Origin of the sequence: Azonexus sp. R2A61 (genome assembly GCF_021401135.1) — a bacterium.
In the GTDB taxonomy this organism is placed as follows: Bacteria; Pseudomonadota; Gammaproteobacteria; order Burkholderiales; family Rhodocyclaceae; genus Azonexus.
Genome location: NZ_JACBFO010000003.1, coordinates 125667 through 152130 on the forward strand (window position 1 = coordinate 125667; position 26464 = coordinate 152130).

The 26464-nt window shown below is 64.6% G+C and carries 22 protein-coding genes; 21 read left to right on the top strand and 1 reads right to left on the bottom strand.

What is annotated here, in order from left to right:
* The first annotated feature begins 264 nt into the window (after positions 1–264).
* From L0962_RS10330 to L0962_RS10425, 20 genes are all read left to right on the top strand, one after another.
* Positions 265–1854 (top strand): PAS domain-containing methyl-accepting chemotaxis protein, encoded by a 1590-nt coding sequence (locus L0962_RS10330; protein WP_234086343.1) that lies wholly within the window; start codon positions 265–267, stop codon positions 1852–1854.
* Positions 1855–1943: 89 nt separating this feature from the next.
* Positions 1944–2156: a hypothetical protein gene (locus tag L0962_RS10335; protein ID WP_234086344.1), complete on the top strand. Its 213-nt coding sequence runs from the start codon at positions 1944–1946 to the stop codon at positions 2154–2156.
* 25 nt (positions 2157–2181) lie between these two features.
* Positions 2182–2580, top strand: a complete 399-nt coding sequence (locus tag L0962_RS10340) for a hypothetical protein (protein ID WP_234086345.1) — start codon at positions 2182–2184, stop codon at positions 2578–2580.
* 89 nt (positions 2581–2669) lie between these two features.
* A complete protein-coding gene (locus L0962_RS10345) occupies positions 2670–3053 on the top strand; it encodes a dihydroneopterin aldolase (protein WP_234086346.1) in 384 nt (127 codons plus the stop codon).
* Positions 3050–3568: a dihydrofolate reductase gene (locus L0962_RS10350; protein WP_234086347.1), complete on the top strand. Its 519-nt coding sequence runs from the start codon at positions 3050–3052 to the stop codon at positions 3566–3568. The genes L0962_RS10345 and L0962_RS10350 overlap by 4 nt, the downstream gene beginning before the upstream one ends.
* Positions 3569–3626: 58 nt before the next feature.
* Positions 3627–6653, top strand: a complete 3027-nt coding sequence (locus tag L0962_RS10355; protein ID WP_234086348.1) for an EAL domain-containing protein — start codon at positions 3627–3629, stop codon at positions 6651–6653.
* A 71-nt stretch (positions 6654–6724) separates the two neighbouring features.
* Positions 6725–7390, top strand: coding sequence for a TetR/AcrR family transcriptional regulator (locus L0962_RS10360; protein WP_234086349.1), 666 nt, complete (start codon positions 6725–6727; stop codon positions 7388–7390).
* 55 nt (positions 7391–7445) lie between these two features.
* The gene (locus L0962_RS10365) at positions 7446–9794 is read left to right on the top strand and encodes an acyl-CoA dehydrogenase (RefSeq protein ID WP_234086350.1); all 2349 of its coding nucleotides are present in this window, start codon (positions 7446–7448) and stop codon (positions 9792–9794) included.
* A gap of 2 nt (positions 9795–9796) precedes the next feature.
* The gene (locus tag L0962_RS10370) at positions 9797–11083 is read left to right on the top strand and encodes an acetyl-CoA C-acetyltransferase (RefSeq protein WP_234086351.1); all 1287 of its coding nucleotides are present in this window, start codon (positions 9797–9799) and stop codon (positions 11081–11083) included.
* A gap of 73 nt (positions 11084–11156) precedes the next feature.
* Positions 11157–13058: a 3-hydroxyacyl-CoA dehydrogenase NAD-binding domain-containing protein gene (locus L0962_RS10375; RefSeq protein ID WP_234086352.1), complete on the top strand. Its 1902-nt coding sequence runs from the start codon at positions 11157–11159 to the stop codon at positions 13056–13058.
* Positions 13059–13190: 132 nt separating this feature from the next.
* Positions 13191–14486 carry an OmpP1/FadL family transporter gene (locus L0962_RS10380; RefSeq protein WP_234086353.1) on the top strand — a complete coding sequence of 432 codons (1296 nt, stop codon included), beginning with the start codon at positions 13191–13193 and terminating at the stop codon, positions 14484–14486.
* A 158-nt stretch (positions 14487–14644) separates the two neighbouring features.
* Positions 14645–17044 (top strand): 3-hydroxyacyl-CoA dehydrogenase/enoyl-CoA hydratase family protein, encoded by a 2400-nt coding sequence (locus L0962_RS10385; RefSeq protein WP_234086354.1) that lies wholly within the window; start codon positions 14645–14647, stop codon positions 17042–17044.
* Between the two features lie 18 nt (positions 17045–17062).
* Positions 17063–18259 carry an acetyl-CoA C-acyltransferase gene (locus tag L0962_RS10390; RefSeq protein ID WP_234086355.1) on the top strand — a complete coding sequence of 399 codons (1197 nt, stop codon included), beginning with the start codon at positions 17063–17065 and terminating at the stop codon, positions 18257–18259.
* Between the two features lie 97 nt (positions 18260–18356).
* A complete protein-coding gene (locus tag L0962_RS10395) occupies positions 18357–18872 on the top strand; it encodes a DUF4442 domain-containing protein (protein WP_234086356.1) in 516 nt (171 codons plus the stop codon).
* The gene (locus tag L0962_RS10400) at positions 18869–19456 is read left to right on the top strand and encodes a chalcone isomerase family protein (RefSeq protein ID WP_234086357.1); all 588 of its coding nucleotides are present in this window, start codon (positions 18869–18871) and stop codon (positions 19454–19456) included. Before L0962_RS10395 ends, L0962_RS10400 begins: the two co-directional genes overlap by 4 nt.
* 22 nt (positions 19457–19478) lie before the next feature.
* Positions 19479–21140 (top strand): long-chain-fatty-acid--CoA ligase, encoded by a 1662-nt coding sequence (locus L0962_RS10405; protein WP_234086358.1) that lies wholly within the window; start codon positions 19479–19481, stop codon positions 21138–21140.
* Positions 21140–22093: a nitronate monooxygenase family protein gene (locus tag L0962_RS10410; protein WP_234086359.1), complete on the top strand. Its 954-nt coding sequence runs from the start codon at positions 21140–21142 to the stop codon at positions 22091–22093. Before L0962_RS10405 ends, L0962_RS10410 begins: the two co-directional genes overlap by 1 nt.
* Before the next feature lie 62 nt (positions 22094–22155).
* Positions 22156–23940 (top strand): acyl-CoA dehydrogenase, encoded by a 1785-nt coding sequence (locus tag L0962_RS10415; protein WP_234086360.1) that lies wholly within the window; start codon positions 22156–22158, stop codon positions 23938–23940.
* A 70-nt stretch (positions 23941–24010) separates the two neighbouring features.
* Positions 24011–24370: a hypothetical protein gene (locus L0962_RS10420; protein ID WP_234086361.1), complete on the top strand. Its 360-nt coding sequence runs from the start codon at positions 24011–24013 to the stop codon at positions 24368–24370.
* 4 nt (positions 24371–24374) lie between these two features.
* Positions 24375–24680, top strand: coding sequence for a hypothetical protein (locus L0962_RS10425; protein WP_234086362.1), 306 nt, complete (start codon positions 24375–24377; stop codon positions 24678–24680).
* 9 nt (positions 24681–24689) lie between these two features.
* Here the strand turns inward: L0962_RS10425 and L0962_RS10430 are convergent, their stop codons facing one another.
* The gene (locus tag L0962_RS10430; RefSeq protein WP_234086363.1) at positions 24690–25202 is read right to left on the bottom strand and encodes a DUF2242 domain-containing protein; all 513 of its coding nucleotides are present in this window, start codon (positions 25200–25202) and stop codon (positions 24690–24692) included.
* A gap of 138 nt (positions 25203–25340) precedes the next feature.
* Between L0962_RS10430 and L0962_RS10435 the strand changes: the two genes are divergently transcribed.
* Positions 25341–26393 (top strand): NAD(P)-dependent alcohol dehydrogenase, encoded by a 1053-nt coding sequence (locus L0962_RS10435; protein ID WP_234086364.1) that lies wholly within the window; start codon positions 25341–25343, stop codon positions 26391–26393.
* The last annotated feature ends 71 nt before the right edge of the window (positions 26394–26464 follow it).

The window sequence follows — 26464 nt, forward strand, 5'->3', positions numbered from 1 at the left end:
TGCTCGATTCAGCAAACTGAAGTGAAGGCGCAATAGCGAATTTCCTTGGCGAGATTGGCTCCTGCATGGTGTCCGAAAGCCTCCTGGTTGATCTGGTTTCGCTGAACATGTCCGGTAACTGCGTGCTGGGCCTCGCCCCTGTTTATTTGGGTTTTCTCATGTCATTTTCTATGGCAATAGTATATTGAATTGCAAAAATTAATTGGCGAAAATCAAAAAATCAACAATAATATTTGTTGTTTTTGATGAATTTTGGAGCCAAAAATGGACGCCAAGGTTGCACATCTTCCTGTGGAATGCTTCCTCGAACCGGGTAAGCCCATCGTGACGAAAACCGATCTGCAAGGGCGGATCATCTATGCGAACGACTCTTTCGTCCGGATCAGCGGTTTCTCCCGGGAGGAGCTGATCGGAGCGAATCACAATATCGTCAGGCATCCTGACATGCCGTCCGAAGCTTTTGCCGATCTATGGCGAGTGATCCGCCTGGGGGCGCCGTGGCGCGGTCTGGTCAAGAACCGCACGAAAGGCGGCGATTATTACTGGGTGGAAGCGTTCGTCACGCCGATTACCGAAGACGGCAGGATCGTCGGCTTCATGTCGGTCCGTAGTACGCCGGAACGTCAGCAGGTGGATGCCGCGGAACGTCTGTATGCCGAACTGCGCGCAGGTCGGGGGATGTTGCCGGCGACGCGTCTGCCGAGGTCATTCAACGGCTTGCGGCGTGGCGTGTTTGCGATTTGCCTGGCCGGCGGCGCCAGTGCCGTTGTGGCGGCGGCGCTGGGGCAGGGTGCAGCGATGCTGGGCGGTGTTGCGGCTGCATTGAGTTTTCCGCTACTTGCCGTTGTTTGTGAGTTTCAGTTGTTCCGGCCATTGAACAATGTATCCACCGCAGTTCGGCAACTCGACGAAGGCAAACTGGATCGTCCGATCCGGCTCGGTGGTTTTCTGGATGGTCTGTCGGCGCAACTCGAGGCGACACGCATTCATCTGCGTGCCATCTTTGCCGATGTGCTGGTTTCCGCACGGGCGGTTGAAGATCGGGCGCACAGCCTGGATTCGGCGATGGCGACACTGATTGCCGAGTCCGGGCGGCAGCGGGAACGCATCATGCAGATGGCTGCGACCATGGAGCAGATGAGCGTCTCGATCAACGAAATATCGAGCAACACGCAGTTGTCTCTGGATGCTGCCACGCATACCGAGACCGAATCGACGTCGAGCATGAACAGCATGAATGAGGGGGTGCGTCTGAGTCATCAGGTGACGGCAACGGTCGAACAGTCGCAGGCCCGGATAGGCGAAGTCAATACGTCGATTCAAGGAATCACGCGTGTGTCGCAGATCATTCGGGATATCGCCGATCAGACGAACTTGCTGGCGTTGAACGCCGCAATCGAGGCTGCGCGGGCCGGCGATCAGGGGCGGGGATTTGCGGTGGTGGCCGACGAGGTGCGCACGCTGGCCGAAAGAACGGCGACCAGTACGCTGGAAATCGGCCGGCTGGTGTCGGACATTTCCCGGCAATCGGAAGTGGCGGTCGAAACCATGCGTCAGGTGGTGAGCAATGCGACGATGAGTCGCGAAGCCATCGAGGAAAACGGCGGGCATCTGGCGTTGATTCAGGAAGCCAGCCGACAGGCGACAAAATTCGCGCAGGAGATCACGCTGATGCTTGAAGAGCAGTCTGCCGCGTCGCATCAAATCGCCAATTCCATGGAAGAGATTTCATCGTCGGTGGAAACGAGTAGCCACGAAATTTCCACCGTTGGCACAGCAACCCGCGACCTGCGGGATACTTCCGTCGAATTGCGATCCTTGGTCAAGCATCTGGAAGCTTCGATCAGTGCCTGAATCCGCCAGCCGCAAAGTGACTCGCGGCTGGCAAGATTCCGGAAATGGTGTAAAGTCAAAGTGTGTTTTCAGGTTTTGTGGAGGCAATCATGGAAGTCGCATCCGTTGGCGCATCCGGCGCCTACAGCAACAACACCGTTCAATCGGCCCGCCCCCAGCCTGCCGCTCAGGAGCAGCAGCAGGTCGAGCGTCGCGAACAGCAACGTCAGGAACGCCCTGTCGAGCAGACCGAGTCCACCGCACGTCCGGTCACGAACGCCCAAGGACAGCAGACGGGCACGACGATCAACGTGACGGCCTGAGGTTTCGGGATTCCAGGGGCGCATCATGATTTCCAGTGCGTCGACGGCCGGCGCTGCTGTCTGGGGCCAGATGCAGCAACAGCAGGCTCAGCGTAGTGCCGAGCAGGCCGAGCAGCGTGCGCGTTCACTGCGAGCCGAGGCCCAGAATGCCCAGGGCGAAGCTGATCAGGCTCAGGCCAGGGCCCGCGACCTGAATGTCCGCTCGGATCAGGCGCAGAACGATGCTTCGTCGGCCAAGCGCAATACCGTTGCCTTGGCCTCGCTGAACGAAGTTCAGCAGGGACTGGGAGAAATGCGGACCCAGATTGGCAAGGTGGTCAGCGATCTGTCGAGCGGGGTTTATTCAGCGTCGGGAACCTCGGGCAGTGCCGGGGTGTCCGAGTCGCAGGGTTCGGCGGGGGCATTGATCGACGTGACCGCCTGAGTTGCCTGAAATATCGTTTTCCCGCGGCGCGCAAGCGCTTTTTTTTCGTCTGGCCGCAGACTTGCGGTCGACCGTCTGTCGAGGAAAAAATGCAGGACAATCACTGGTGTGCATCGGTGGATGCGACCATCCAGTTGCGGACTGGTTGCAATCCGCTTGAACAGCATGGGCCGCAGGCCGTCATCGTGCATGCCGATGCCTGGGCGCCGATCGAATCGGTCGGGAATCCGCACGACATTCGCGAAGTCGTCGACTATGAAGTGATCTTCCTGGCCATCCGCGCCCTTGAGGCCGACCCGCATGCCGAATGTCTGGAATCGAGCATCCTGAAGGTCATGGATGCCATCTTTTCCATTTCCATCGTCAGTTCCGCTTTCGTTTCAATGCACAAGCCCCATGTTTATAACGGCCAGGGGATGCCGGCGATTTCGCTGAGGCTGACGCGCGAGCGCTGGCGGAAGATGCGTTCGTGATTGCCGCGATTGCCGCTGTTTCGGCCAACGGCATGCTTGGGCTGGAAAACTGGCTGCCTTGGGATATTCCCGAAGAACTGGCGTATTTCGAGCGCACCGTAGCCGGTGCCGCCTTGGTCGTCGGCCGGCTGACCTATGAATCGATGCCCGAAGTGCCGCCGGATACCTTCGTCATTTCGTCGAGGGATGATTGGGTGCCGCGCACCGGTTGTCGGCGCGAGTCGTCCGTCGAAACAGCGTTGCTGGCGGCGCTGGCAACGGGGAAAGCAGTGTTCGTGATTGGCGGAGCATCGGTCTATCGGGCAGCCTGGCCGTATTGTCAGCGCTTTTATCTGACTCGCATCGAACGCGAGTTTTCGGGCGATACCCTGTTTCCCCAGGAGATTCCGCTGCACGAATGGCAGGTGCTGGACGAGCGGGTCGAGACCTATCTCGAGCGAAAGTCCGCGCAGCCGGTTCGTTGCCGCTTTCTTTGCTACGCCCAGAAATCCCCCCGAAAACCGGGTCGACCGTGATTGATCTTTGCCGGTTCGTTGCGCAGAATGGGGGCGCCAATTCCTGGGAAGATTCAAGGTGTTGCCGACCTGGCTGAAAATCCGTATTGATCGCCGTCTCTGGGGCTTGCTCGCTGCGCTGGTGGTGGGCGGTTTCATGCTGCTTGCCTATGTTCTGTGGACGTCTTACCGGGACGCTGCGGACGAAGCCGGCAAGCGGGCGCTTGCGCAATCGCTGGCTTTCGAGACTTATTTCGATGCGACCTTGCGCCGGATTGACGCCACCCTGGGCCTGGTTGCCACGCGCAAGCAATTGCCCCAGCTGCTGGCCGGTCACGATGAAGCTGGACGTGCCCTTTTCGAACAGGAAATGGGCGCCTTGCTGAAGGGCTTTCCCGAGCTTTCCAATCTCCGGGTCATGGATCGCGAAGGGCGGGTCAGCTTGCTGGCCGGCGAGGGGGCGTACATTCAACTTGCGGACCGGGGGTATTTCCGGGAATTGCAGGAGTCTTCCGGCGACAGACTGGTTTTTTCCGGTGCGGTTGCCTCGCGGATGAACGGTCGGCATACCTTCGTCGCGGCCCGTGCCTTGCGCGATGCCGGCGGGGATTTTGCCGGCGTGGTGGCGGCTGCCATCGATATCGCTTATCTCGAACAGCGGATGGAAACGCTGCGTGAGCGACCGGCCGGCTTCATCGCCATCCTGGGCGGCGAGCACGAACTGCTGGTCCGGCAGCCATCGCGTCCCGGTCTGCATGATGGCGCCCAGCCCGACCCGCAAGAACTGGCCGGACGGATCGCCCGCGGCGAGCATGCCGGAGTGCTGCGCTCCGTGGGGCAGGGGGACGATGCCGGCGCGCATGTGCTGGCGTTCAGACGTCTGGCGGCCTATCCCTTCGAGATTGTCGTCGGCGTATCGCGTGCCGATGGATTGCCGGATTGGCGCAACCGTGTGTTGCTGTCGAGTTTCGTCGGCATCGTCCTGTTTGTCGCGCTGGCCGGGCTGGTCGTCTGGATGGCGCGGGTGCTGCGTCAGGAGCGGCGGGCGCTTGACGAGTTGAAGACGCATCGCCGCCAGCTTCGCGAAGCCCAGCGGCTGGCTCAGGTAGGCAGTTGGGCGCTGGATATTCCGGCGGGTCGGCTTATCTGGTCGGACGAGTTGTACCGGATATTCGAGACCGATCCGGCGCTCGGTCCCTACAGCTATCAACGCTTTCTCGACAGCATTCACCCGGAGGACCGGCAGCGGGTCGACGATGCCTATCGCTGGGCCTTGAAACATCGCCAGGCCTACGAGGTGGAACATCGCATGATCATGCCCGACGGGCGGATCAAGGTGATCCGGGAGCGTGGGGAAACCCAGTACGACGATGCCGGCAATCCCTTGCGGACGATCGGCACCACGCAGGACATCACCGACCTGCGCCGCATGGAATCCCAGATGGAGCTGCTGGGCAGCGTGTTCGAGTACAGCGGTGAAGCCATCGTGATCACCGATCAGAACAACAACATCGTCGCCGTCAATCCGGCCTTCACCCGGCTGACCGGTTATGTGCTCGACGAGGTGCGCGGCAGCAATCCCCGGGTGCTTTCCGCCGGCCGGACCAGCGAGGCCGAGTACGAGCGGATGTGGACGGCGATCCGTGAGACCGGGTTCTGGCAGGGCGAGGTCTGGGATCGACGCAAGGATGGCGCGGTCTACCCCAAATGGCTGTCGATTTCCGTCATTCGCAACAAGGATGGCGGTGTCCGTCACTACATCGCACATTTCACCGATATCTCAGCGGAGCGAGCGGCCGAGGCCAAACTGCACCACATGGCGCACCACGACATGCTGACCGGTCTCTACAACCGTTTCAGCCTGAAGGACAGCCTCGACCATACGCTGGCCGTCAGTCGTCGGCAGGGCGGCCGTCTGGCGTTGATGTTCATTGATCTCGATCGTTTCAAGGTGATCAACGACACATTGGGGCATCACGTTGGTGACGAACTGCTGATCCAGGTGGCCAATCGCCTGCGTTCCGGCGTTCGCGAAAGCGATGTGGTGGCCCGCCTCGGCGGTGACGAATTCGTGGTCATGCTGTGCAACATCGAGCACACCAGCGCTGTTGCGCTGATCGCCGAAAAGCTGATCGGCAGCCTCGGCGAGCCTTACGTGGTGTCCGGCCATACGCTGTATGCAACGCCGAGCATCGGCATTGCCATTTTCCCGGTCGACGGCAACGACGGCGATGCCTTGATGAAGAATGCCGATGCGGCGATGTATCACGCCAAGACGGCGGGACGGAACAACTTCCAGTTCTTCGACGCGCGGATGAACGATGCAGCGCTGGAGCGACTGAGCATCGAGCATGCGCTGCGCCAGGCCCTCGGGCGGGACGAGTTCCGGTTGCATTTCCAGCCGGTCATCGACGTCCGCAGCGGCCGGGTGGAAGGCGTCGAGGCCCTGGTTCGCTGGCAGCATCCCGAGCGTGGCCTGTTGCCGCCGGGCGTGTTCATCGGTGTGGCGGAAGAAACCGGGTTGATCCAGCCGCTGGGTGAATGGGTGTTCTGGGCGGCCTGTCGCCAGTTGGCCGATTTCCGGGCGGCCGGAATCGACGATGTCCGCATGGGCATCAATATCTCGGCAGTGCAGATGCGCAATGGCAACCTGCCGGTACTGGCCAGGGGGGCCATCGAGGCGTTTGCGCTGAATCCGGGCGATCTGATGTTCGAGATCACCGAATCGGTGGCGATGGAGCAGCCGGATGAAACCGTGCGTGCACTCGATGTCCTGCACGACATGGGCGTGACGCTGGCGCTGGATGATTTCGGTACCGGCTATTCGTCGCTGAGTTACCTGCGCATGTTCGCCCTCGATCATCTGAAGCTGGATCGCAGCTTCGTCGAGGAAATCGGCCAGGACATCGATGGTCAGGTCATCTGCGATGCAACCATCGGTCTTGCCCACAACCTCGGGCTGCGGCTGATCGCCGAAGGCGTCGAGACCGAAGCCCAGCTGGCCTACCTGAAGAACAAGGGTTGCGATCTGGTTCAAGGTTATCTGTTCAGCAAGCCGCTGCCGGCCGATGAGGTGCTGGCTTTCATCAGGCAACGAAATTTCTGAGCGAAAGGGCTTGCGTTGCCGGGCTGCTTTTCCTATGATTCAAACGAACGTATGAATCACTTGAGGAAAGCATGGCCGAAGTCCGCAACATCGATACCCGCGAACGCATTCTGGATACCGCCGAGCGCCTGTTCATGGCGCACGGCTACGACGGCACGTCGATGCGTCAGATCACCAGCGAAGCCAACGTCAATCTGGCGGCGGTGAACTATCACTTCGGCTCCAAGGAGTCGCTGATGCAGGAGGTCTTCCGGCGGCGGCTCGACTGGCTGAACGACGAACGGATGCGCGTGCTCGACCACCTGGAAGCCGAAGCCGCCGGCCAGCCAGTGAAACCGTCGCTGATCGTCGATGCCTTTTTCGGCACCTTGCTGCGCATGGCCGACGACAAATCGCGGGGCGGCATGACTTTCCTGCGCCTGCTCGGTCGTACGCTGACCGATCCGTCGGAATTCATCCGCGCCTTTCTGGCGCACGAATACCAGCACGTGATGGATCGCTATAAAGAGGCGCTGTTCCGCGCGCTGCCCGAGGTGCCCAAGGCCGAGATCGTCTGGCGCTTCCATTTCATGCTCGGTGCCACGTCCTACGCCATCGCCGGGACCGATGCGCTGCGCCTGGTCACCGACTGGCAGATCGAGGCCGAAGACTCGGTCGACCGGCTCGATCGCCTGGTGCCGCGCCTGATGTCTTTCCTGATCGGCGGCCTGCGCGCGCCATTGCCGCAATTTTCATGAATTTCTGCGGTCGACCGTAGAAATCGATAAAAAAGACCTGAAAAAGGAGACAAACATGCAAACCCTGCTGATCGGACTGCTTGCCCTGCTGATCACCGTGCTGCTGATCCTGGCGCTGCCAGCGCTCCGTCGCGCGTTACTCACCCGGTCCATTTTTTCCGCCTACCGCAAGGTCCTGCCGCAGATGTCCGACACCGAGCGCGACGCCCTCGAAGCCGGCACCGTCTGGTGGGAAGGCGAGTTGTTCCAGGGCAAGCCGGACTGGCGGAAGCTGCATGCCTACCCGGTGCCGACGCTGACCGCCGAGGAGCAATCCTTCCTCGACAAGGAGTGCGAGGAAGCCTGCCGTCTGGTCGATGACTGGAAAGTCACCCACGAGCTCTACGACCTGCCGCACGAAGCCTGGCGCTACATCAAGGACAAGGGCTTCCTCGGTATGATCATCCCGAAGAAGTACGGCGGCCTGGAGTTCTCGGCCTACGCCCATTCGCAGGTGGTGACCAAGCTGTCCACGCGCTCCTCCGCCTTGTCGGTGTCGGTGATGGTGCCGAACTCGCTCGGCCCGGCCGAACTGCTGCTGCACTACGGTACCGAAGCGCAGAAGAACCACTACCTGCCGCGTCTGGCCAAGGGCATCGAGGTGCCGGCCTTCGCGCTGACCAGTCCGTGGGCCGGTTCCGATGCGGCGTCGATTCCGGATAGTGGCGTCGTCTGCAAGGGCATCTACCAGGGCAAGGAAGTGCTCGGCATGCGCGTCTCCTGGGACAAGCGCTACATCACGCTGGCACCGGTGTGTACAGTGTTCGGCCTGGCCTTCCATCTTTATGATCCGGACGGCCTGCTCGGCGACAAGAAACATATCGGCATCACCTGCGCGCTGGTGCCCTACGATCATCCGGGTGTCGATACCGGTCGCCGCCACTTCCCGCTCAACGCCATGTTCATGAACGGCCCGACGCGCGGCAAGGAAGTCTTCATGCCGCTCGATTTCATCATCGGCGGCCCGGCGATGGCCGGGCAGGGTTGGCGCATGCTGATGGAGTGCCTGGCCGCCGGCCGCTCGATCTCGCTGCCGTCGTCGAACACCGGCATGGCGCAGATGACGGCGCGCGCCGTCGGCGGTTACGCCCGCGTGCGTTCGCAGTTCAAGATGGCGGTCGGCAAGTTCGAAGGTGTCGAGGAAGCGCTGACCCGCATCGGCGCCTACACCTACATGATGGACGCGGTGCGCAAGATGACGGCTGGCGCCGTCGATCTTGGCGAGAAGCCGTCGGTGGTCTCGGCGATTGCCAAGTACCACGTCACCGAGCGCGCCCGCGTCGTCGTCAATGACGGCATGGACGTCATCGGCGGCAAGGGCATCTGTCTTGGCCCGTCGAACTTCCTCGGCCGCGCCTACCAGCAGATTCCGGTGGCGATCACTGTCGAAGGTGCCAACATCCTGACCCGTTCGCTGATCATCTTCGGCCAGGGTGCGATCCGCTGCCATCCGTATTTGCTGCCGGAAATGCGCGCCGCGCAGAATCCGGACGTTCGCCAGGGGCTGGTCGATTTCGACCGGGCGTTGTTCGGCCACATCGGTTTCACCATGAAGAACGGCTGGCGCGCTTTCCGCCAGGGCCTGACCGGTTCGCACTTCGTCACGGTCAACACCGACGTGGCGCCGGAAATGAAGCGTTACTACCAGCAACTGACGCGCTTCTCGGCCGCCTTTGCCTTCCTTTCCGACGTCTCGCTGCTGGTCCTCGGCGGCAGCGTCAAGCGCCGCGAAAAGCTGTCGGCGCGCCTCGGTGACATCCTCGCCCAGATGTACCTGATTTCCTGCACGCTCAAGCGTTACGAAGCCGAAGGCCGCAGGCAGGAAGACGCGCCGCTCGCCCACTGGGCGATCTGGGACGCGATGTACAAGGCGCAGCAAGCCTTCGACGGCGTCATTGCCAATTTCCCGGTGCGCTTCATTGCCGCCGCCGTCAATCGCCTGATCTTCCCCTGGGGCCACCCGTATGTCGTGCCGTCCGACGAAGTCGGCCACCAGGTGGCGAAGGCGCTGATCGCGCCGTCGGCGACGCGCGACCGGCTGACCGCCGAGTGCTATCTGCCGCTCCAGGAAAACGAGCCGGTCGGTGCCATCGAACTGGCACTGAAGGCAACGCTGGAAGCCGAGCAGATCGAGGCCAAGATCCGCGCCGCCGAGAAGGATGGGCGCTTTGACGGCAATCCGCAGGCCAATGTCCGTGACATCGCCATCGTTGCTTTCGAGGCTGGGGTCATCAACGCCGCCGAATACGAGGTGATGAAGCGGCGCAACCACCTGCGCGACATCGTCGTGCATGTCGATGATTTCCCCTTCGATTACGGCGTGGCGACGGCCAACAAGCCGGCCGAATGCCGGATGGCGGCGTGAGCATGAGCAAAACGATTTACGTGGTGGACGGCGCCCGCTCGCCATTTTTGAAGGCCCAGAAAGGGCCGGGCGTCTTCGCCGCCTCCGACCTCGCCACGCAGGCCGGCCGCGCCTTGCTGCTGCGCCAGCCCTTCGCGCCGAGCGATCTCGACGAGGTCATCCTCGGCTGTGCCGCGCCGTCGCCGGACGAAACCAACATCGGCCGCATGGTCGCACTGCGTCTCGGCTGCGGCAAGAAGGTGCCGGGCTGGACGGTCATGCGCAACTGCGCTTCCGGCATGCAGGCCATCGATTCGGCCATCGCCAACATCCAGTGCGGGCGTTCCGAGCTGGTGCTGGCCGGCGGCGTCGATGCGCTGTCGCGGGCGCCGCTGCTGTACTCCGACGCCATGGTGCGCTGGTTCGCCGGCATGATGTCCATGCGCACGGTGAACCAGAAAATCGGCCATTTTTTGAAATTGCCGTTCGGTGAACTGCTAAAGCCGGTGATTGGTTTGATGAAGGGCCTGACCGATCCGGTCGTCGGCCTCTTGATGGGCCAGACGGCGGAAAACCTGGCCTGGAAGTTCGGCATCGACCGCAAGCAGATGGACGAATTCGCCGTGCGCAGCCATCAGCGTGCGATGGCCGGGCGGCAGGCCGGGCATCTGGAAGAAATCGTCCCGCTGGTCGATGGCGACGGCAAGGTCTACGCCGAGGACGACGGCGTGCGCGCCGATGCCGACCTCGCCGGCATGGCCAAGCCCAAGCCGTTCTTCGACAAGAAATACGGCAACATCACCGCCGCCAACAGCTCGCAGATCACCGACGGCGCCGCCTGGGTGCTGCTGGCTTCCGAAGAAGCGGTGCAGCAATGGGGCCTGCAACCCATCGGCAAGATCGTCGACAGCCAGTGGTCCGGGCTGGAACCGGAACAGATGGGCCTCGGTCCGGTGCATGCGTCCACGCCGCTGCTGCAGCGCCACGGCCTGACGCTGGCCGACGTCGATTACTGGGAACTCAACGAAGCCTTCGCCGCGCAGGTGCTCGGCTGCCAGGCGGCCTGGAACGACGAGGCCTACTGCCGCGAGCAGCTCGATCTGCCGGGCGCCTTCGGCAAGATCGACGAGGACCGTCTGAACGTCGACGGCGGCGCCGTGGCCATCGGCCACCCGGTCGGCGCCTCGGGCGCGCGCATCGTGTTGCACCTGCTGCACGTGCTGCGGCGCAACCAGGCCAAGCGCGGCGTCGCGACGATCTGCATCGGCGGCGGCCTGGGCGGCGCCATGCTGGTGGAGGCCTGCCAATGACTATTTTTTGCCTATTTTTGCGGTCGACCGCAGGATTTTGCCGCCACGCGGCCACTCAGCCCGGAGGCCGCGCATGAAACACTGGCAACTGAACAAGGAAGACAGTGGCATCGTCGTCGCCGTGCTCGACCGCGCTGGCGAGTCGACCAACGCGCTGTCCACCGAAGTCACCGACGAATTCGCGCAGATTCTCGACCAGCTCGAACTGTATCCGCCCAAGGGCCTGATTGTCCGTTCGGCCAAGGCGGCCGGTTTCATCGCCGGCGCCGATATCGGCGAATTCTCGCAACTCGACACGCCGGAAAAGGGCAGGGCGCTGGTCGCCCGCGGCTGGGACCTGTTCAACCGGCTGGCGGCGGTCAAGTACCCGACGCTGGCGCTGGTGCGCGGCCACTGCCTTGGCGGCGGCCTGGAGCTGGCACTGGCCTGCCGCTACATCCTGGCCGTCGATGAACCGGGCACGAAGATGGCGCTGCCGGAAGTCATGCTCGGCATCTTCCCCGGCTGGGGCGGCATGCTGCGCCTGCCGCAGCGCGTCGGCCCGGCGGCGGCGCTGGACATGATGCTGACCGGTCGCACGGTCGACGCCAAAAAAGCCAAGAAAATGGGGCTGGTCGACGACTGTGTACCGCCACGCGTTATGGAGATGGCGGCGCGGCAACTGCTGCTGTCGAACCAGCCGCGCCGGCCGCTGCCCTTCATGCAGAAGCTGCTGGCCGGTCCGCTGAAAAGCGTCGTCGCCAACGGCGCGCGCAAACAGGTGGCCAGGAAGGCACGGCCGGAACATTACCCGGCGCCCTACGCGATCATCGACCTGTGGCAACAGCACGGCGGCAACGCGCTGGCCGCGCCCGAGGTGGTCGACCGCATCATCTCCTCGCCGACGGCAAAGAACCTGCTGCGCGTCTTCCGCCTGCAGGAACGCCTGAAGGGCTTCGGCAAGGATGGTGACTTTGCGACGAAGCACGTACACGTCATCGGTGCCGGCGTCATGGGCGGCGACATCGCCGCCTGGTGCGCGCTGCGCGGCCTGACGGTGACGCTGCAGGACCAGAGCCTGGAGCGCATCGCGCCGGCCATCCAGCGGGCCAACACGTTGTTCAAGAAGAAGCTGCGCGAACCGCTCAAGGCACGCGCCGCCTTCGACCGGCTGATTCCCGACCCGACCGGCTCAGGCGTCGCCCATGCCGACGTGGTCATCGAGGCCATTTTCGAGAACGTCGAGGCCAAGCACGCGCTGTTCCGCTCGCTGGAACCGCGCATGAAGCCGGGCGCCATCCTCGCCAGCAACACGTCCAGCCTCAGGCTCGAAGACCTGCGCACGGCGCTGGCGCGGCCGGAGCGCCTGGTCGGCATCCACTTCTTCAACCCGGTGGCGATGATGCCGCTGGTCGAGGTCGTCGAGGCCGAAGGCGCCGATCCGGCCGCCGTGCGCGCCGCCTGCGCCTTCGTCAAACAGATCGACAAGCTGCCGCTGCCGGTGAAAAGCACACCGGGCTTCCTGGTCAATGCGGTGCTGGCGCCCTACATGCTGGCGGCGATGCGCGCCGTCGACGAGGGCGTCGCGCCGGAAACGGTGGACGAAGCCATGCTGGCTTTCGGCATGCCGATGGGCCCGATCGAACTGGTCGACACTGTCGGCCTGGACATCGCCATGGCCGCCGGCCGGCAGCTCGCCGACGGCGCCGAAGCGCCGCGCTGCCTGCTGCAGCGGGTGGAGAAAGGTCAGCTCGGCAAGAAAAGCGGCCAGGGGTTTTATGCCTGGCAGCAGGGTCGACCGCAGAAGGGGGCGACGGCTGCCGTGCCGGCCGGCCTGGCCGAAAAACTGGTGCAACCGCTGGTTGACCGCACACAGCGGCTGGTCGCCGAAGGCATCGTCGCCGACGCCGATCTGGCTGACGCCGGCGTCATTTTTGGCACCGGTTTTGCACCGTTTACGGGAGGGCCGCTGAACCGCCTGAATTCGTCCCGCTGAGCTTGTTGTTTTCAAACAACATCCCCAGCGGGTTTTTTTGAATCAAACAATATTTCAAACGTTTGTTTGTTGTTCAATCAAGCCAGCAGTACCGGGAATCATTCCCGAATAAACATAACGAGGAGACTATCAATGAAACATCACACCTTGCGTCTGTTGCCGGCCCTGGTCGGCATGGCTTTTTCCGGTAGCGCCCTGGCCGCCGGTTTCCAGTTGCAGAACCAGAACGGTGCCGGAACCAGCACTGCCTATGCCGGTGCTGCGGCCAGCGCGGAAGATGCCAGCACGATCTTCTTCAACCCGGCCGGGATGACCTATCTGCCGCTCGGACATAGCCTGTCGCTGGGCGGGACGGTGATCGACCGTTCGGTGAAATTCCGGGACACGGGGACGACCCCGATGCCGGTGATCAACCCGCTGACCGGTTTGCCGACCGGCGCCTTCCACCCGGTCGGTGACAACGGCGGCGATGGTGGCGGTGCATCGCTGGTGCCGGCCTTCTTCTACAGCTATGCGATTTCTCCGGCCTTGCGCGCCGGTCTTGGCGTTTCGGTGACCTATGGCAGCGAAACCGAGTATGGCGATAATTTTGCCGGGCGTTTCTCCGGGCGCTATACGTCGATTCATCAGATCAACATTAACCCGTCGCTGGCGTATCGCATCAACGACATGATTTCGATCGGCGGCGGCATCAATTTCGCCAAGAGCGAAATCGAGTTTCGCCAGAATGCGCCTTTCGTCGGCGCGCCGCTCGGCGTTCTGAAAGGGGACGATACCGCCTGGGGCTACAACCTGGGGGCGATGTTCCAGTTGACGCCGGAAACCCGGATCGGCGTGAGTTATCGCTCGAAGATCAAGTTCAAGCTGGAAGGCAATCAGACGGTCGAGGCGCCGATCAACCTGCACCAGGCGATCACTGCCGAACTGGAAACGCCGGACAACTTTTCGCTGGCGATCAGCCAGAAGATCGGCGATCGCCTCGAATTGCTGGCCGACGCCACCTGGACCGGCTGGAGTTCGGTCAATGCCTTGACGCCGATCGTTGCGGCAACCGGTCAGCGGGCGACTGCGCCGCTGCGCTACAACTTCAACAATACCTGGCGTTTTGGTCTGGGCGCGAAATACCGTCTGAACGATGCGTGGAGTCTGCGCGCCGGGGTTGCCTACGACGAGACGCCGGTGCCCGACGACGCCAGCCGGACAATGACCGTGCCGGATTCCGATCGGACCTGGCTGGCCTTCGGTGCCCGCTGGCACTTGTCCAAGACCTTGTCGCTGGACATGGGTTATGCGCATATCTTCTTCAAGGATGCGTCGACCGCACGGGCGGTCATGAACACAACTGAAACGGCCACGCTGCAAACCGTCCATGGCGATTTCAAGACCAAGGCGGATCTCTACTCCCTGCAGCTCAACTACAACTTCTGAGTTCCTGCCAGGCTTGCGTCTTCGTCCCCGGCTTCGTCCGGGGATTTTTTTGAAAACTTTCCCAAAAAACCCGTTGACCGCAGCAGTGTCGATTCTATAATTCAAACGTTCGTTTTATTTTCGGACGTCACCCACAAGAAAGCGAAAGGAGACAAGCCTTGAACAAACTGATCGTCAGAAAAGCCGCCGTGCTCGGTGCCGGTGTGATGGGCGCGCAGATCGCCGCCCATCTCGCCAACGCCGGTGTCCCGGTCGTGCTGTTCGATCTGCCGGCCCGCGAAGGCGAGCGCAACGGCATCGTCAACAAGGCCCTGGACGGCCTGAAGAAGCTCGACCCGACGCCGCTGGCGCGCAAGTCGGTGCTCAAGCACATCGATGCCGCCAACTACGACGAGCACCTGCCGCTGCTCGCCGACTGCGACCTGGTCATCGAAGCCATCGCCGAGCGCATGGACTGGAAGACCGATCTCTACGCCAAGATCGCCCCGCACCTGTCGGCCACCGCCGTCGTCGCCTCGAACACCTCCGGCCTGTCGATGAACGCCCTGGCCGAGGCCCTGCCGGCCGCGCTGCGCCCGCGCTTCTGCGGCATCCACTTCTTCAATCCGCCGCGCTACATGCATCTGGTCGAAGTGATCGCCACGCGCGGCACCGACGCCGCCACGCTGAACGCGCTGGAAACCTGGCTGACCTCGCGCCTCGGCAAGGGCGTCATCCGCGCGCTGGACACGCCGAACTTCGTCGCCAACCGCATCGGCGTCTTCTCCATCCTTGCCGTGATGCACCACACGCAGGCCTTCGGCCTCGGCTTCGACACGGTCGACGCGCTGACCGGCCCGAAAATCGGCCGCCCGAAGAGCGCCACCTACCGCACCGCCGACGTGGTCGGCCTGGACACGCTGGCGCACGTCGTCAAGACCATGCAGGACACGCTGCCTGGCGACGCCTGGCACGCCCACTTCAAGGTGCCGGCCTGGCTGAGCCTGCTGATCGAGAAGGGCGCCCTGGGCCAGAAGACCCGCTGCGGTATCTTCCGCAAGCAAGGCAAGGAAATCCAGGTGCTCGACCTGGCCGCACAGGATTACCGCGCCTCGGCCGGCGAAGTCGCCGAGGAAGTCGCGGCGATTCTGAAGATCAAGCATCCGGCCGAGAAATTCGCCGCGCTGCGCGCCTCCGCCCATCCGCAGGCGCAGTTCCTGTGGGCCATCTTCCGCGACGTCTTCCACTACTGCGCCGTGCAGCTCGAAAACGTCGCCGACAACGCCCGCGACCTCGATCTGGCCATGCGCTGGGGCTTCGGCTGGGCGCAGGGGCCGTTCGAGACCTGGCAGGCCGCCGGCTGGGCCGACATCGCCCAGGCCGTCGCCGCCGACATCGCCGCCGGCAAGTCCATGGCCGCCGTGCCGCTGCCCGCCTGGGCGCTGGAAGCCGGACGCAACGGCGTGCACAGCGCCGAAGGCTCCTACTCCGCCAGCAAGAACACTTACGTGCCGCGCTCGACGCTGCCGGTCTATCAGCGCCAGCTCTTCCCCGAGCGCGTGCTCGGCGAGACGGCGGCCGGCCCGGCGCAATCCGGCGAGACGCTGTTCGAGAACGAGGGCGTGCGCCTGTGGCGTCTGCCGACGGTCGACGCCGGCATCGGCATCCTTTCCTTCAAGTCGAAGATGCACACCATCGGCGACGAGGTGCTGGACGGCGTGATCGCCGCCGTGCGCCAGGCCGAGGGCACGCTGGACGGCGTCGTCGTCTGGCACGAAGCGCCCTTCGCCGTCGGTGCCAACCTGCAGCAAGTCTCGGAAGCCATCGCGGCCGGCCGTTTCGACCTGCTGGAGCAGACCGTGGAGAAATTCCAGCGCGCCTCGCAGACGCTGAAGTATGCACAGGTGCCGGTGGTCGCGGCGGTGCAAGGCATGGCCCTGGGCGGCGGCTGCGAGTTCGTCATGCACGCCGCCAAGCGCGTGCTGGCGCTGGAGAGCTACGTCGGGCTGGTCGAGGCCGGCGTCGGGCTGATCCCGGCCGGCGGCGGCTGCAAGGAATTCGCCGTGCGCGCCGCCGACTGGGCCGCGCAATCGGCGACGCCGGGCGAGGTGTTCAACTTCCTGCAGCCGGCCTTCCAGACCATCGCCATGGCCAAGGTGGCCAAGAGCGCGCACGAAACCATCGATTTCGGCTTCGCCAAGCCGACCGATACCGTGCTGTTCAACGCCCACGAGCTGCTCTTCGTCGCCATCCGCGAAGCCCGCGCGCTGGCCGAGGCCGGCTACGCGCCGCCGCAATTGGCGCGCGCCGTGCCGGTGGCCGGCAAGACCGGCATCGCCACCTTCGAGATGATGCTGGTGAACATGAAGGAAGGCGGCATGATCTCCGCGCACGACTATCTGGTCGCCAAGTCAGCCGCCATCGCGCTGTGCGGCGGCGAGGTCGAGACCGGCAGCCTGGTCGACGAGGAATGGCTGATCACCGTCGAGCGCCGCCTGTTCGTCGAGCTGTTGAAGAACCCGCTGACCCAGGCCCGCATCAAGCACATGCTGGACACCGGCAAGCCCTTGCGCAACTGACCGGACGAGGAGACAAAAATGAGCAAACAGATTCAAGACGCCTACATCGTCGCCGCCACCCGCCTGCCGGTGGCCAAGAAGAACGGCGCTTTCAAGCACGTGCGGCCGGACGACATGCTGGCCCACGCCATCCGCTCGGTCGTCGCGCAGGTGCCGGGCATCGATCCGGCGCGCATCGGCGATGTCATCGTCGGCTGCGCCATGCCGGAAGCTGAGCAGGGCATGAACGTCGCCCGCATCGGCGCGCTGCTGGCCGGCCTGCCGATCACCGTCCCGGGGCTGACGATCAACCGCTTCTGCTCGTCCGGCGTGCAGGCGGTGGCCGACGCCGCCAACCAGATCCGCCTGGGCCTGGCCGACGTGATGATCGCCGCCGGCACCGAGTCGATGACCATCATGCCGCAGATGATGGGCAACAAGATGGCGATGAACCCGGCTTTCTTCACCGACGAGCACGTCGCCATCGCCTACGGCATGGGCCTGACCGCCGAGAAGGTCGCGCAGCAGTGGCAGATTTCGCGCGAGGACCAGGACGCCTTCGCCGTCGAATCGCACCGCCGCGCCAGCGCCGCCATCGCCGCCGGTCACTTCAAGGCCGAGATTTCGCCCTATACGGTGCGCGCCAGCCTGCCCGACCTGAACAGCGGCGTCGTGCGCCTCGCCGAACGTCTGGTCGAAAACGACGAAGGCCCGCGCCCGGACTCCAGCCTGGAGAAGCTCGCCAAGCTGAAGCCGGTGTTCAACGTGCGCGGCTCGGTGACGGCCGGCAATTCCTCGCAGATGTCGGACGGCGCCGGGGCGGTGATGCTGGTCTCGGAAAAGGTGCTCAAGGAGCACAACCTGACGCCGCTCGCCCGTTTCGCCGGCTATGCCGTCGGCGGCGTCGCGCCGGAGATCATGGGCATCGGCCCGATCGCGGCGATTCCGAAGGTGCTGGCGCAGGTCGGCATCAGCCAGGACGACCTCGACTGGATCGAGCTCAACGAAGCCTTCGCCGCGCAGTCGCTGGCGGTGATCCGCGAGCTGGGCCTGAATCCGCAGAAGATCAATCCGCTGGGCGGCGCCATCGCCCTCGGCCACCCGCTCGGCGCCACCGGCGCGATCCGCACGGCGACCGTGGTGCATGGCCTGCAGCGCACCGGCGGCAAGTACGGCATGGTGACCATGTGCATCGGCACCGGCATGGGCGCCGCCGGCATTTTCGAGCGGGTCTGAGGATGCGCGGGCCGGTGTTCCGGAAAAATGGCCGAATGCTGCGGTCGACCGCAGGATCGGCGATGTTTTCCGGCGTCCGTCGTTTGGCGGAGGCGGTGTGAAACCCGCCTGGCTGGCAAAGCTCTCGCCGGCCTGGCGCGCCCGCATGGTGCGCCTGGGCTTCAACCTGCATCCGGCCTTTCGCGGCACCGGCGGGCGGGTCGTGCACGTGGCGCGCGACCTGCGCCACATCCGCGTCGCCCTGCCGCTGTCGTGGAAGACGAAGAACATCGTCGGCTCGCTGTACGGCGGCTCGCTGTTCGCCATCACCGACGGCGCGCATCCGATGATGCTGATGGCGGCGCTCGGCGACGGCTACATCGTCTGGGACAAGGCAGCCAGCATCCGCTACCGCAAGCCCGGCTACAGCACGCTGTTCGCCGATTTCAGGCTGACCGACGAGACGCTGATCGACATCCGCCGCGCCTTGCTCGAATGTCCGGAGCTTGAGCGGACTTTTACGGTCGAACTGAAGGACATCCACGGCACGGTCCATACCGTCGTTGAACGGACCGTCTATATCGCTGAAAAAAATCACTACCGGCAAAAGACCGGTGGAGGAGACAAACCATGATTGCATCCCATACCGTCCGCCGCGCCGCCTTGCTGGCGGCCTTGCTCGCCGTACCCGGACTGCAGGCGGCGGAAGTCGCCGGCGTCCGCGTGCCCGACGTGCAGCGTGTCGGCGACCGCGAACTGCTGCTCAACGGCGCCGGCCTGCGCAGCAAGTTGTTCATCAAGGTCTATGTCGGCGCGCTCTACGTCGAGCGCAAGGCCGCGTCGCCGGAAGCCTTGCTCGACGGCGCCGGCCCGCGCCGGATGAGCCTGCGCCTGTTGCGCGACCTCGATGCCGGCAGCCTGCAGTCGGCGCTCGCCGACGGCCTGCGCGACAACCACACGCCGGCCCAGCTGGCGGCGATCCAGCCGCAGGCCGACGCCCTGGCGGCTATCATGAAGGGCATCGGCCAGGCCCGCGAGGGCGACATCATCGCCCTCGATTTTCCGGGCGACGGCGTTGCCGTCTCGGTCAACGGGCAGGCGCGCGGCGAGGTGCGCGACGCGAAGCACGGCGCCGCGTTTGCCCGGGCGCTGCTCAAGGTCTGGCTCGGCGACAAGCCGGCGGATGCCTCGCTCAAGAAGGCACTGCTCGGTCAATAAAAACCATCAGGAGGAGACAATCATGGACAGGATCTGGCTGAAGAGTTACCCGCAGGGCGTACCGTCCGACATCGACATCGAGCACATTCCGTCGCTCGTCGCGCTGTTCGAGGACGCCTGCCGCAAGTACGCCGACAAGGTCGCCTACATCAGCATGGGCAAGGAAATGACCTACCGGCAGCTCGACGAGGACAGCCGGGCCTTTGCCGGCTGGCTGCAATCGCTCGGCCTGCAGAAGGGCGAGCGCGTCGCGCTGATGATGCCCAACCTGCTGCAGTATCCGGTGGCGCTGTTCGGCACGCTGCGTGCCGGCTGCGTGGTGGTCAATTGCAACCCGTTGTACACGCCGCGCGAACTGGAGCACCAGTTGAAGGATTCGGGGGCGACGGCGATCGTCATCGTCGAGAACTTTGCCGCGACCTTGCAGCAAGTGATCGGGCATACCGCGCTGAAGCACGTCGTCGTCACGCCGCTGGGCGAAATGCTCGGGGCGCTGAAGGGCACGCTGGTCAATCTGGCGGTGCGCCACGTCAAGAAGATGGTGCCGGCCTGGAGCCTGCCGGGCAGCCTGCGCTTCAACGCCGCGCTGGCCGCCGGCCGGGCGCATGGCTGGAAGCGGGTGGCGCTGGACCGCGACGACATCGCCTTCCTGCAATACACCGGCGGTACGACCGGCGTCTCCAAGGGCGCCATGCTGACGCATGCCAACATCGCCTCCAACGTCGTCCAGGCGCATGCCTGGATTTCGCCGGTGGTGCGCGAGGGGCAGGAACTGATCGTCACCGCCTTGCCGCTGTATCACATCTTCGCGCTGACGGCGAACTGCCTGACCTTCCTGATGATCGGCGCGAAGAACCTGCTGATCGTCAATCCGCGCGACATCCCCGGCTTCGTCAAGGAATGGGCCAAATACCCGGTGACCGTGGTGACCGGCGTCAACACGCTGTTCAACGCGCTGCTCAACAACGACGATTTCCACAAACTGGATTTCTCGACCATGCGCGTCACGCTCGGCGGCGGCATGGCGGTGCAGGCGCCGGTCGCCGAGCGCTGGCTGCAGACCACCGGCGTACCGTTGCTGCAGGCTTACGGGCTGACCGAAACCAGCCCGGCGGCGACGATCAATCCGCTCGACATGCACGAGTTCAACGGCGCCATCGGCCTGCCGATCTCGTCGACCGAAATCGTCATCCGCGACGACGACGGCATCGACGTGCCCGGCCGCCAGGTCGGCGAAATCTGCATTCGCGGGCCGCAGGTCATGAAGGGCTACTGGAACCGTCCCGGCGAAACCGAGAATGCCTTCCATCCGGATGGCTACCTGCGCACCGGCGACATGGGCTACATCGACGAAAACGGCTTTGTTTTCCTGGTCGACCGCAAGAAGGACATGATCCTGGTGTCTGGCTTCAACGTCTATCCGAACGAGGTCGAGGAAGCCGTCGCGATGCATCCGGGGGTGATCGATGTGGCGGCCATCGGCGTGCCCGACGAGCGCTCCGGCGAGGCGGTGAAGATTTTCGTCGTGCGCAAGGACCCGCGGGTTACCGAACAGGATCTGATCGAGCACTGCCGCGGCCTGCTGACCGGCTACAAGATTCCCAGACACGTCGAATTCCGCGACGACCTGCCGCGTACCAACGTCGGCAAGATCCTGCGTCGCGCTTTGAAGGAGCAAGGCTGATGCCGATTCCCACCTCGTTGAACCGCAATCTCCGCCTGCCGGTGATCTGCGCGCCGATGTTCATCGTTTCCAATCCCGACCTGGTGATCGCCCAGTGCAAGAGCGGCGTCATCGGTTCGTTTCCGGCGCTCAACGCGCGTCCGGCCGACCTGCTCGACGACTGGCTGCTGCGCATCAAGCGCGAGCTGGCAGCCGATCCGGCGGCTGCGCCGTTCGCGGTCAACCAGATCATCCACGCCTCGAACACCCGGCTGGAGCACGACATGGCGCTGTGCGTGAAGCACGAGGTGCCGCTGATCATCACCAGCCTGTCGGCGCCGACCGAAATCGTGCCGGCGGTGCACGCCTACGGCGGCCAGGTCTTCCATGACGTGATCTCGGTGCGCCATGCCGAGAAGGCCATCGAAGCCGGCGTGGACGGCCTGATCCTGGTCTGCGCCGGGGCCGGCGGCCATGCCGGCACCTTGAGTCCGTTCGCGCTGGTCGGCGAGATTCGCAAGTTCTGGGACGGCCCGATCGCGCTGTCCGGCGCCATCGCCAACGGCGATGCGATCCTCGCCGCGCAGGCGATGGGCGCCGATTTCGCCTACATCGGCACGCGCTTCATCGCCACCGACGAAGCCAACGCGGTGCCGGAATACAAGCAGGCGCTGGTCGACGCGGCTGCGGTCGACGTGGTGTACACGCCTTATTTCACCGGCGTACACGGCAATTACCTGAAGCGGAGCATCGTCGCCGCCGGCCTCGATCCGGCCAACCTGCCGCAGCGCGACAAGTCGGCGATGAATTTCGGCGCGGCTGCCGACGCCGGGCCGAAAGCCTGGAAGGATATCTGGGGCGCCGGTCAGGGCGTCGGCCGGATCGACGACGTTCGACCGGCGGCCGAGGTGATTGCGCAACTGGGCCGCGAATACGCCGCGGCACGCAGCCGGCTTGGCGCTGCCGCCTTCTAGTCGCTTTTTCCCGCATTTCCGCGGTCGACCGCAAAAAACAGCAAAAAAACAGGAGACAAACCATGGATCACTACATTGCCCCGGTGCGCGACATGCGCTTCGTCATGGATGAAATCGCCGGCCTGCCGGAGATCGCCGCGCTGCCAGCCTATGCGGAGGCGACGCCGGACGTTGCCGACGCCGTGCTCGACGAAGCGGCCAAATTCACCGGCGAAGTGCTGGCACCGCTCAACCGCGTCGGCGACCGCGCCGGCTGCACGCTCGGCGCCGACGGCGTACGCACGCCGGCCGGCTGGAAGGAAGCCTATCGCGCCTTCCGCGAAGCCGGCTGGAACGGCATCACCACCTCGCCCGAATTCGGCGGCCAGGGCCTGCCGGATGCGCTGGGCATCGCCGTCAAGGAAATGGTTTGCTCGGCCAACCTGGCCTTCTCGATCGGCCCGCTGCTGACCACCGGCGCCATCGAGGCGCTGCTCACCTGCGCCAGCGACGAACTGAAGGCGATCTACCTGGAAAAGATGGTGTCCGGCGAGTGGACCGGCACGATGAACCTGACCGAACCGCAGGCCGGCTCCGACCTGGCGCTGATCCGCTCGCGCGCCGAGCCGCAGGCCGACGGCAGCTACAAGGTGTTCGGCCAGAAGATCTTCATCAGCTACGGCGACCACGACATGACTGACAACATCGTGCATCTGGTGCTCGCCCGCCTGCCGGACGCGCCGCCGGGCGTGAAGGGCATCTCGATGTTCCTGGTGCCGAAATTCCTGGTCAATGCCGACGGCTCGCTCGGCGCGCGCAACGACGCGCACTGCGTGTCGCTCGAACACAAGCTCGGCATCCACGCCAGCCCGACCTGCGTGATGGCCTACGGCGACCACGGCGGCGCCACCGGCTGGCTGCTCGGTGAAGCCAACCGCGGGCTGGAGTACATGTTCATCATGATGAACGAGGCGCGCCTCGGCGTCGGCCTGCAGGGCGTTGCGCTCGGCGAGCGCGCCTACCAGCAGGCGCTGGCCTACGCCCGCGAGCGCCAGCAGGGGCGCGACGCGCTGACCGGCGAGGCGCTGGTCACGCTCGATCGCCACCCGGACATCCGGCGCATGCTGATGAGCATGAAATCGCGCGTCGAAGCCTGCCGCGCGATGACCTACACCACCGCCGGCCTGCTCGACCGGGCGCATGCGGTCGACGACCCGGAAGCGGCAAAAAGCGCGCTCTACCTGGCCGAATTCCTGATCCCCATCGTCAAGGCCGGCAGCACCGAAATGGGCATCGAGGTCACCTCGCTCGGCATCCAGATTCACGGCGGCATGGGCTTCATCGAGGAAACCGGCGCCGCGCAGCACTGGCGCGACGCGCGCATCACCACGATCTACGAAGGCACCACCGGCATCCAGGCCAACGACCTGCTGTTCCGCAAACTGATGCGCGACCAGGGCGCCACCGCACGCCGGCTGTTCGCCGACATCCACGCCACCGTCAAGACGCTGGCCGCGGCCGACAACGCCGACCTGCAGGCCATCGCCGGCAAACTCGGCCCGGCGCTGCAGGCCTGGATCGGCGCCACCGAATGGCTGGCGGCCAATGCCAAAAACGACCTGTCCGGCGTGTTGACCGCAGCCGTGCCGTACCTGAACCTGGCGGTCACCGTCTGCGGCGGCTGGCTGATGGGCAAATCGGCGCTGGCCGCCGCCGGGCAACTGGCGAGCGGCAGCAGCGATCCCTTCTACCGCGCCAAGCTGGCCAGCGCCCGTTTCTACGCCGAGCAGCAGTTGCCGTTCGCCGCCGCCCATGCCGCCAGTGTGCGCGCCGGCGATGCCGGCCTGCTGACCGCCGACCTGTTCTGACGATTCGCGCCGGCCTTGTTATGCTTCGCCCTGTGTTCGCGCAGGGCGAAGTCTTTTTGAGGTGACGAAAATGCCGATCGGCTGGGGAACCATACTGGCCAATGTGCCGTGGTCGGATGTGATCAAGAACGCGCCGGCGGTTGCCGAGGGCGCCAAGAAACTGTGGAAAAAGGTCGGCGGCAAGGCGTCGACCGCAAGCACCGCCCCGGCGCCGGCCGACGATACGCCGGAAGGCCGGCTGGCCTCGCTGGAAGCGCGCGTCGCCGAACTGCACGGCCAGATGCAGACGGCCGGCGAAGTGATCCAGTCGCTGGCCGAACAGAACGCGCAGTTGATCGCCCGCGTCGAGAAGACGCGTCGGCGGTTGCTGGCGCTGGCGGTGGGCAATGTCGTGGTGGTCATCGTTGCGCTGTCGGTCTGGCTGAGGTAAGCCGATGAAACTGCAACATCTCGCGATCGGCGCCCGCTTCGAATACGAAGGCGAGGTTTTCGTCAAAACCGGACCGTTGACCGCAAGTTCCGAGAACGGCGGGCAGCGCATCATTCCGCGCTACGCGGTGTTGCGGCCGCTCGATCTGCCGGCCGCCGAGCCGGCCCGCAAGGGGCGCGGGATGATCGAGCGCGAGCGGGCGCTGCGCGCGTTCGAGAATTTTTTCGCGCAATGCGAGCCGCTGGTGGACGACGGCCGACGGGCCGACCTGCTGGCCGCGCGCGAGGTTTTCCTGAAGGCGTTGGGCTGAGCGGTCGGCTTACTGCTGCAGCGTATCGATCAGCGTGAACAGCCGGCGGTAGAACTCGGGATCGGTGACGGTTTCCTCGCCGACCTTGACCAGCGAGCTCTTGTCGGTCGGCCAGGGCAGCGAGATCGAGCCGAAACCGGTGACCGACAGGCCGGTGCTGCTGCCGCTGGACTTGAGTTCGTAGCGGGTCTGCAGCGCGTTGGCGTAGATCATCGAATCTTCCTTGCCCGGCATGCACACCAGCGTCAGGCGCAATTGCACCAGGTATTCGGATTCCGGCTGGAAGTGCTTGGCGCCGCGGATGCTCTGCGGCGCGCTGCTGTCTACCTCGTAGCCCTGGCTGAGCAGCGCGCGCTTGCCCAGTTCGCAAAGCATCAGCGGCGGCAGGTCGCTGTGGAACTGGAACGGGCTGTCCGCGTCGAACTGTTCGTTGCGCCAGGCCGGTGCCGGTTTGCCGGCACAGCCGGCCAGCAGCACGGCGGCGAGACAGGCGACAGGCAGGGAGCGGCGGAAATCGGACATCGGGCGGGTCGGTGCGGAGCGGCAAGAGACGAGTCGCCGATCTTACCGCAGCTCGCCCGGCGATTGCGTGACAGGGTGTTGCAGAAGGCCGGACGGCATTAAGATGTCCGCGACCCATCCCGAGCACAGGAGCAAAGCATGACTCTCGCCAAGGCCTACGCCGCCCAGGACGCCAGCAGCCCGCTGGCCCCCTTCGCCTTCGAAACGCGCCCGCTCGGCGCCGACGACATCGCGCTCGACATCCTCTACTGCGGGGTCTGCCATTCCGACCTGCACACCGCCCGCAACGAATGGCGCAACACCCTCTATCCCTGCGTCCCCGGCCACGAGATCGTCGGCCGCGTGCGCGCCGTCGGCAGCGCGGTCAGCGCCTTCAAGCCCGGCGACCTCGCCGGCGTCGGCTGCATGGTCGACAGCTGCGGCCATTGCCCGGCCTGCGCCGAAGGCGAGGAGCAGTACTGCGGCGAAGGCTTCACCGGCACCTACAACGGGCCGGCGCGCCCGGACGGCGGCAACACCTACGGCGGCTACGCGCAGGCCATCGTCGTCCGCGCCGCCTTCGCGCTGCACATCCGGCATCCGGAAAAGGACCTCGCCGCGGTCGCACCGCTGCTCTGCGCCGGCGTCACCACCTACTCGCCGCTGCGCCACTGGCGGGTCGGGCCGGGCAGCCGCGTCGGCATCGTCGGCCTCGGCGGCCTCGGCCACATGGGCGTCAAGATCGCCAAGGCGATGGGCGCGCGGGTGACGTTGTTCACCACCTCGGCCGGCAAGGTTGCCGACGGCCTGCGCCTGGGCGCCGACGAAGTCTGCATCTCGACCGACCGCGAGCAGATGGCCCGGCTCGCCGGCAGCCTCGACTTCATCCTCAACACCGTCGCCGCGCCGCACAAGCTCGACAACTACCTGCGCCTGCTCCGCCGCGACGGCACGATGACGCTGGTCGGCATCCCCGCCGAACCGCACCCGTCGCCCTCGGTCGGCAGCCTGATCATGGGCCGCCGCCAGCTCGCCGGCTCGCTCATCGGCGGCATCCGCGAAACCCAGGAAATGCTCGACTTCTGCGCCGAGCGCGGCATCGTCTCCGACATCGAGATGATCCGCATGGACCAGATCAACGACGCCTACGAGCGAATGCTGAAAAGCGACGTCAAGTACCGCTTCGTCATCGACATGGCCAGCCTGGCCTGAGCCTTTGGAAAATTGCCGGATTTTGCGGTCGACCGTGAGAACGGCAGGAAAATGAAAAATGGCGCGGGGAA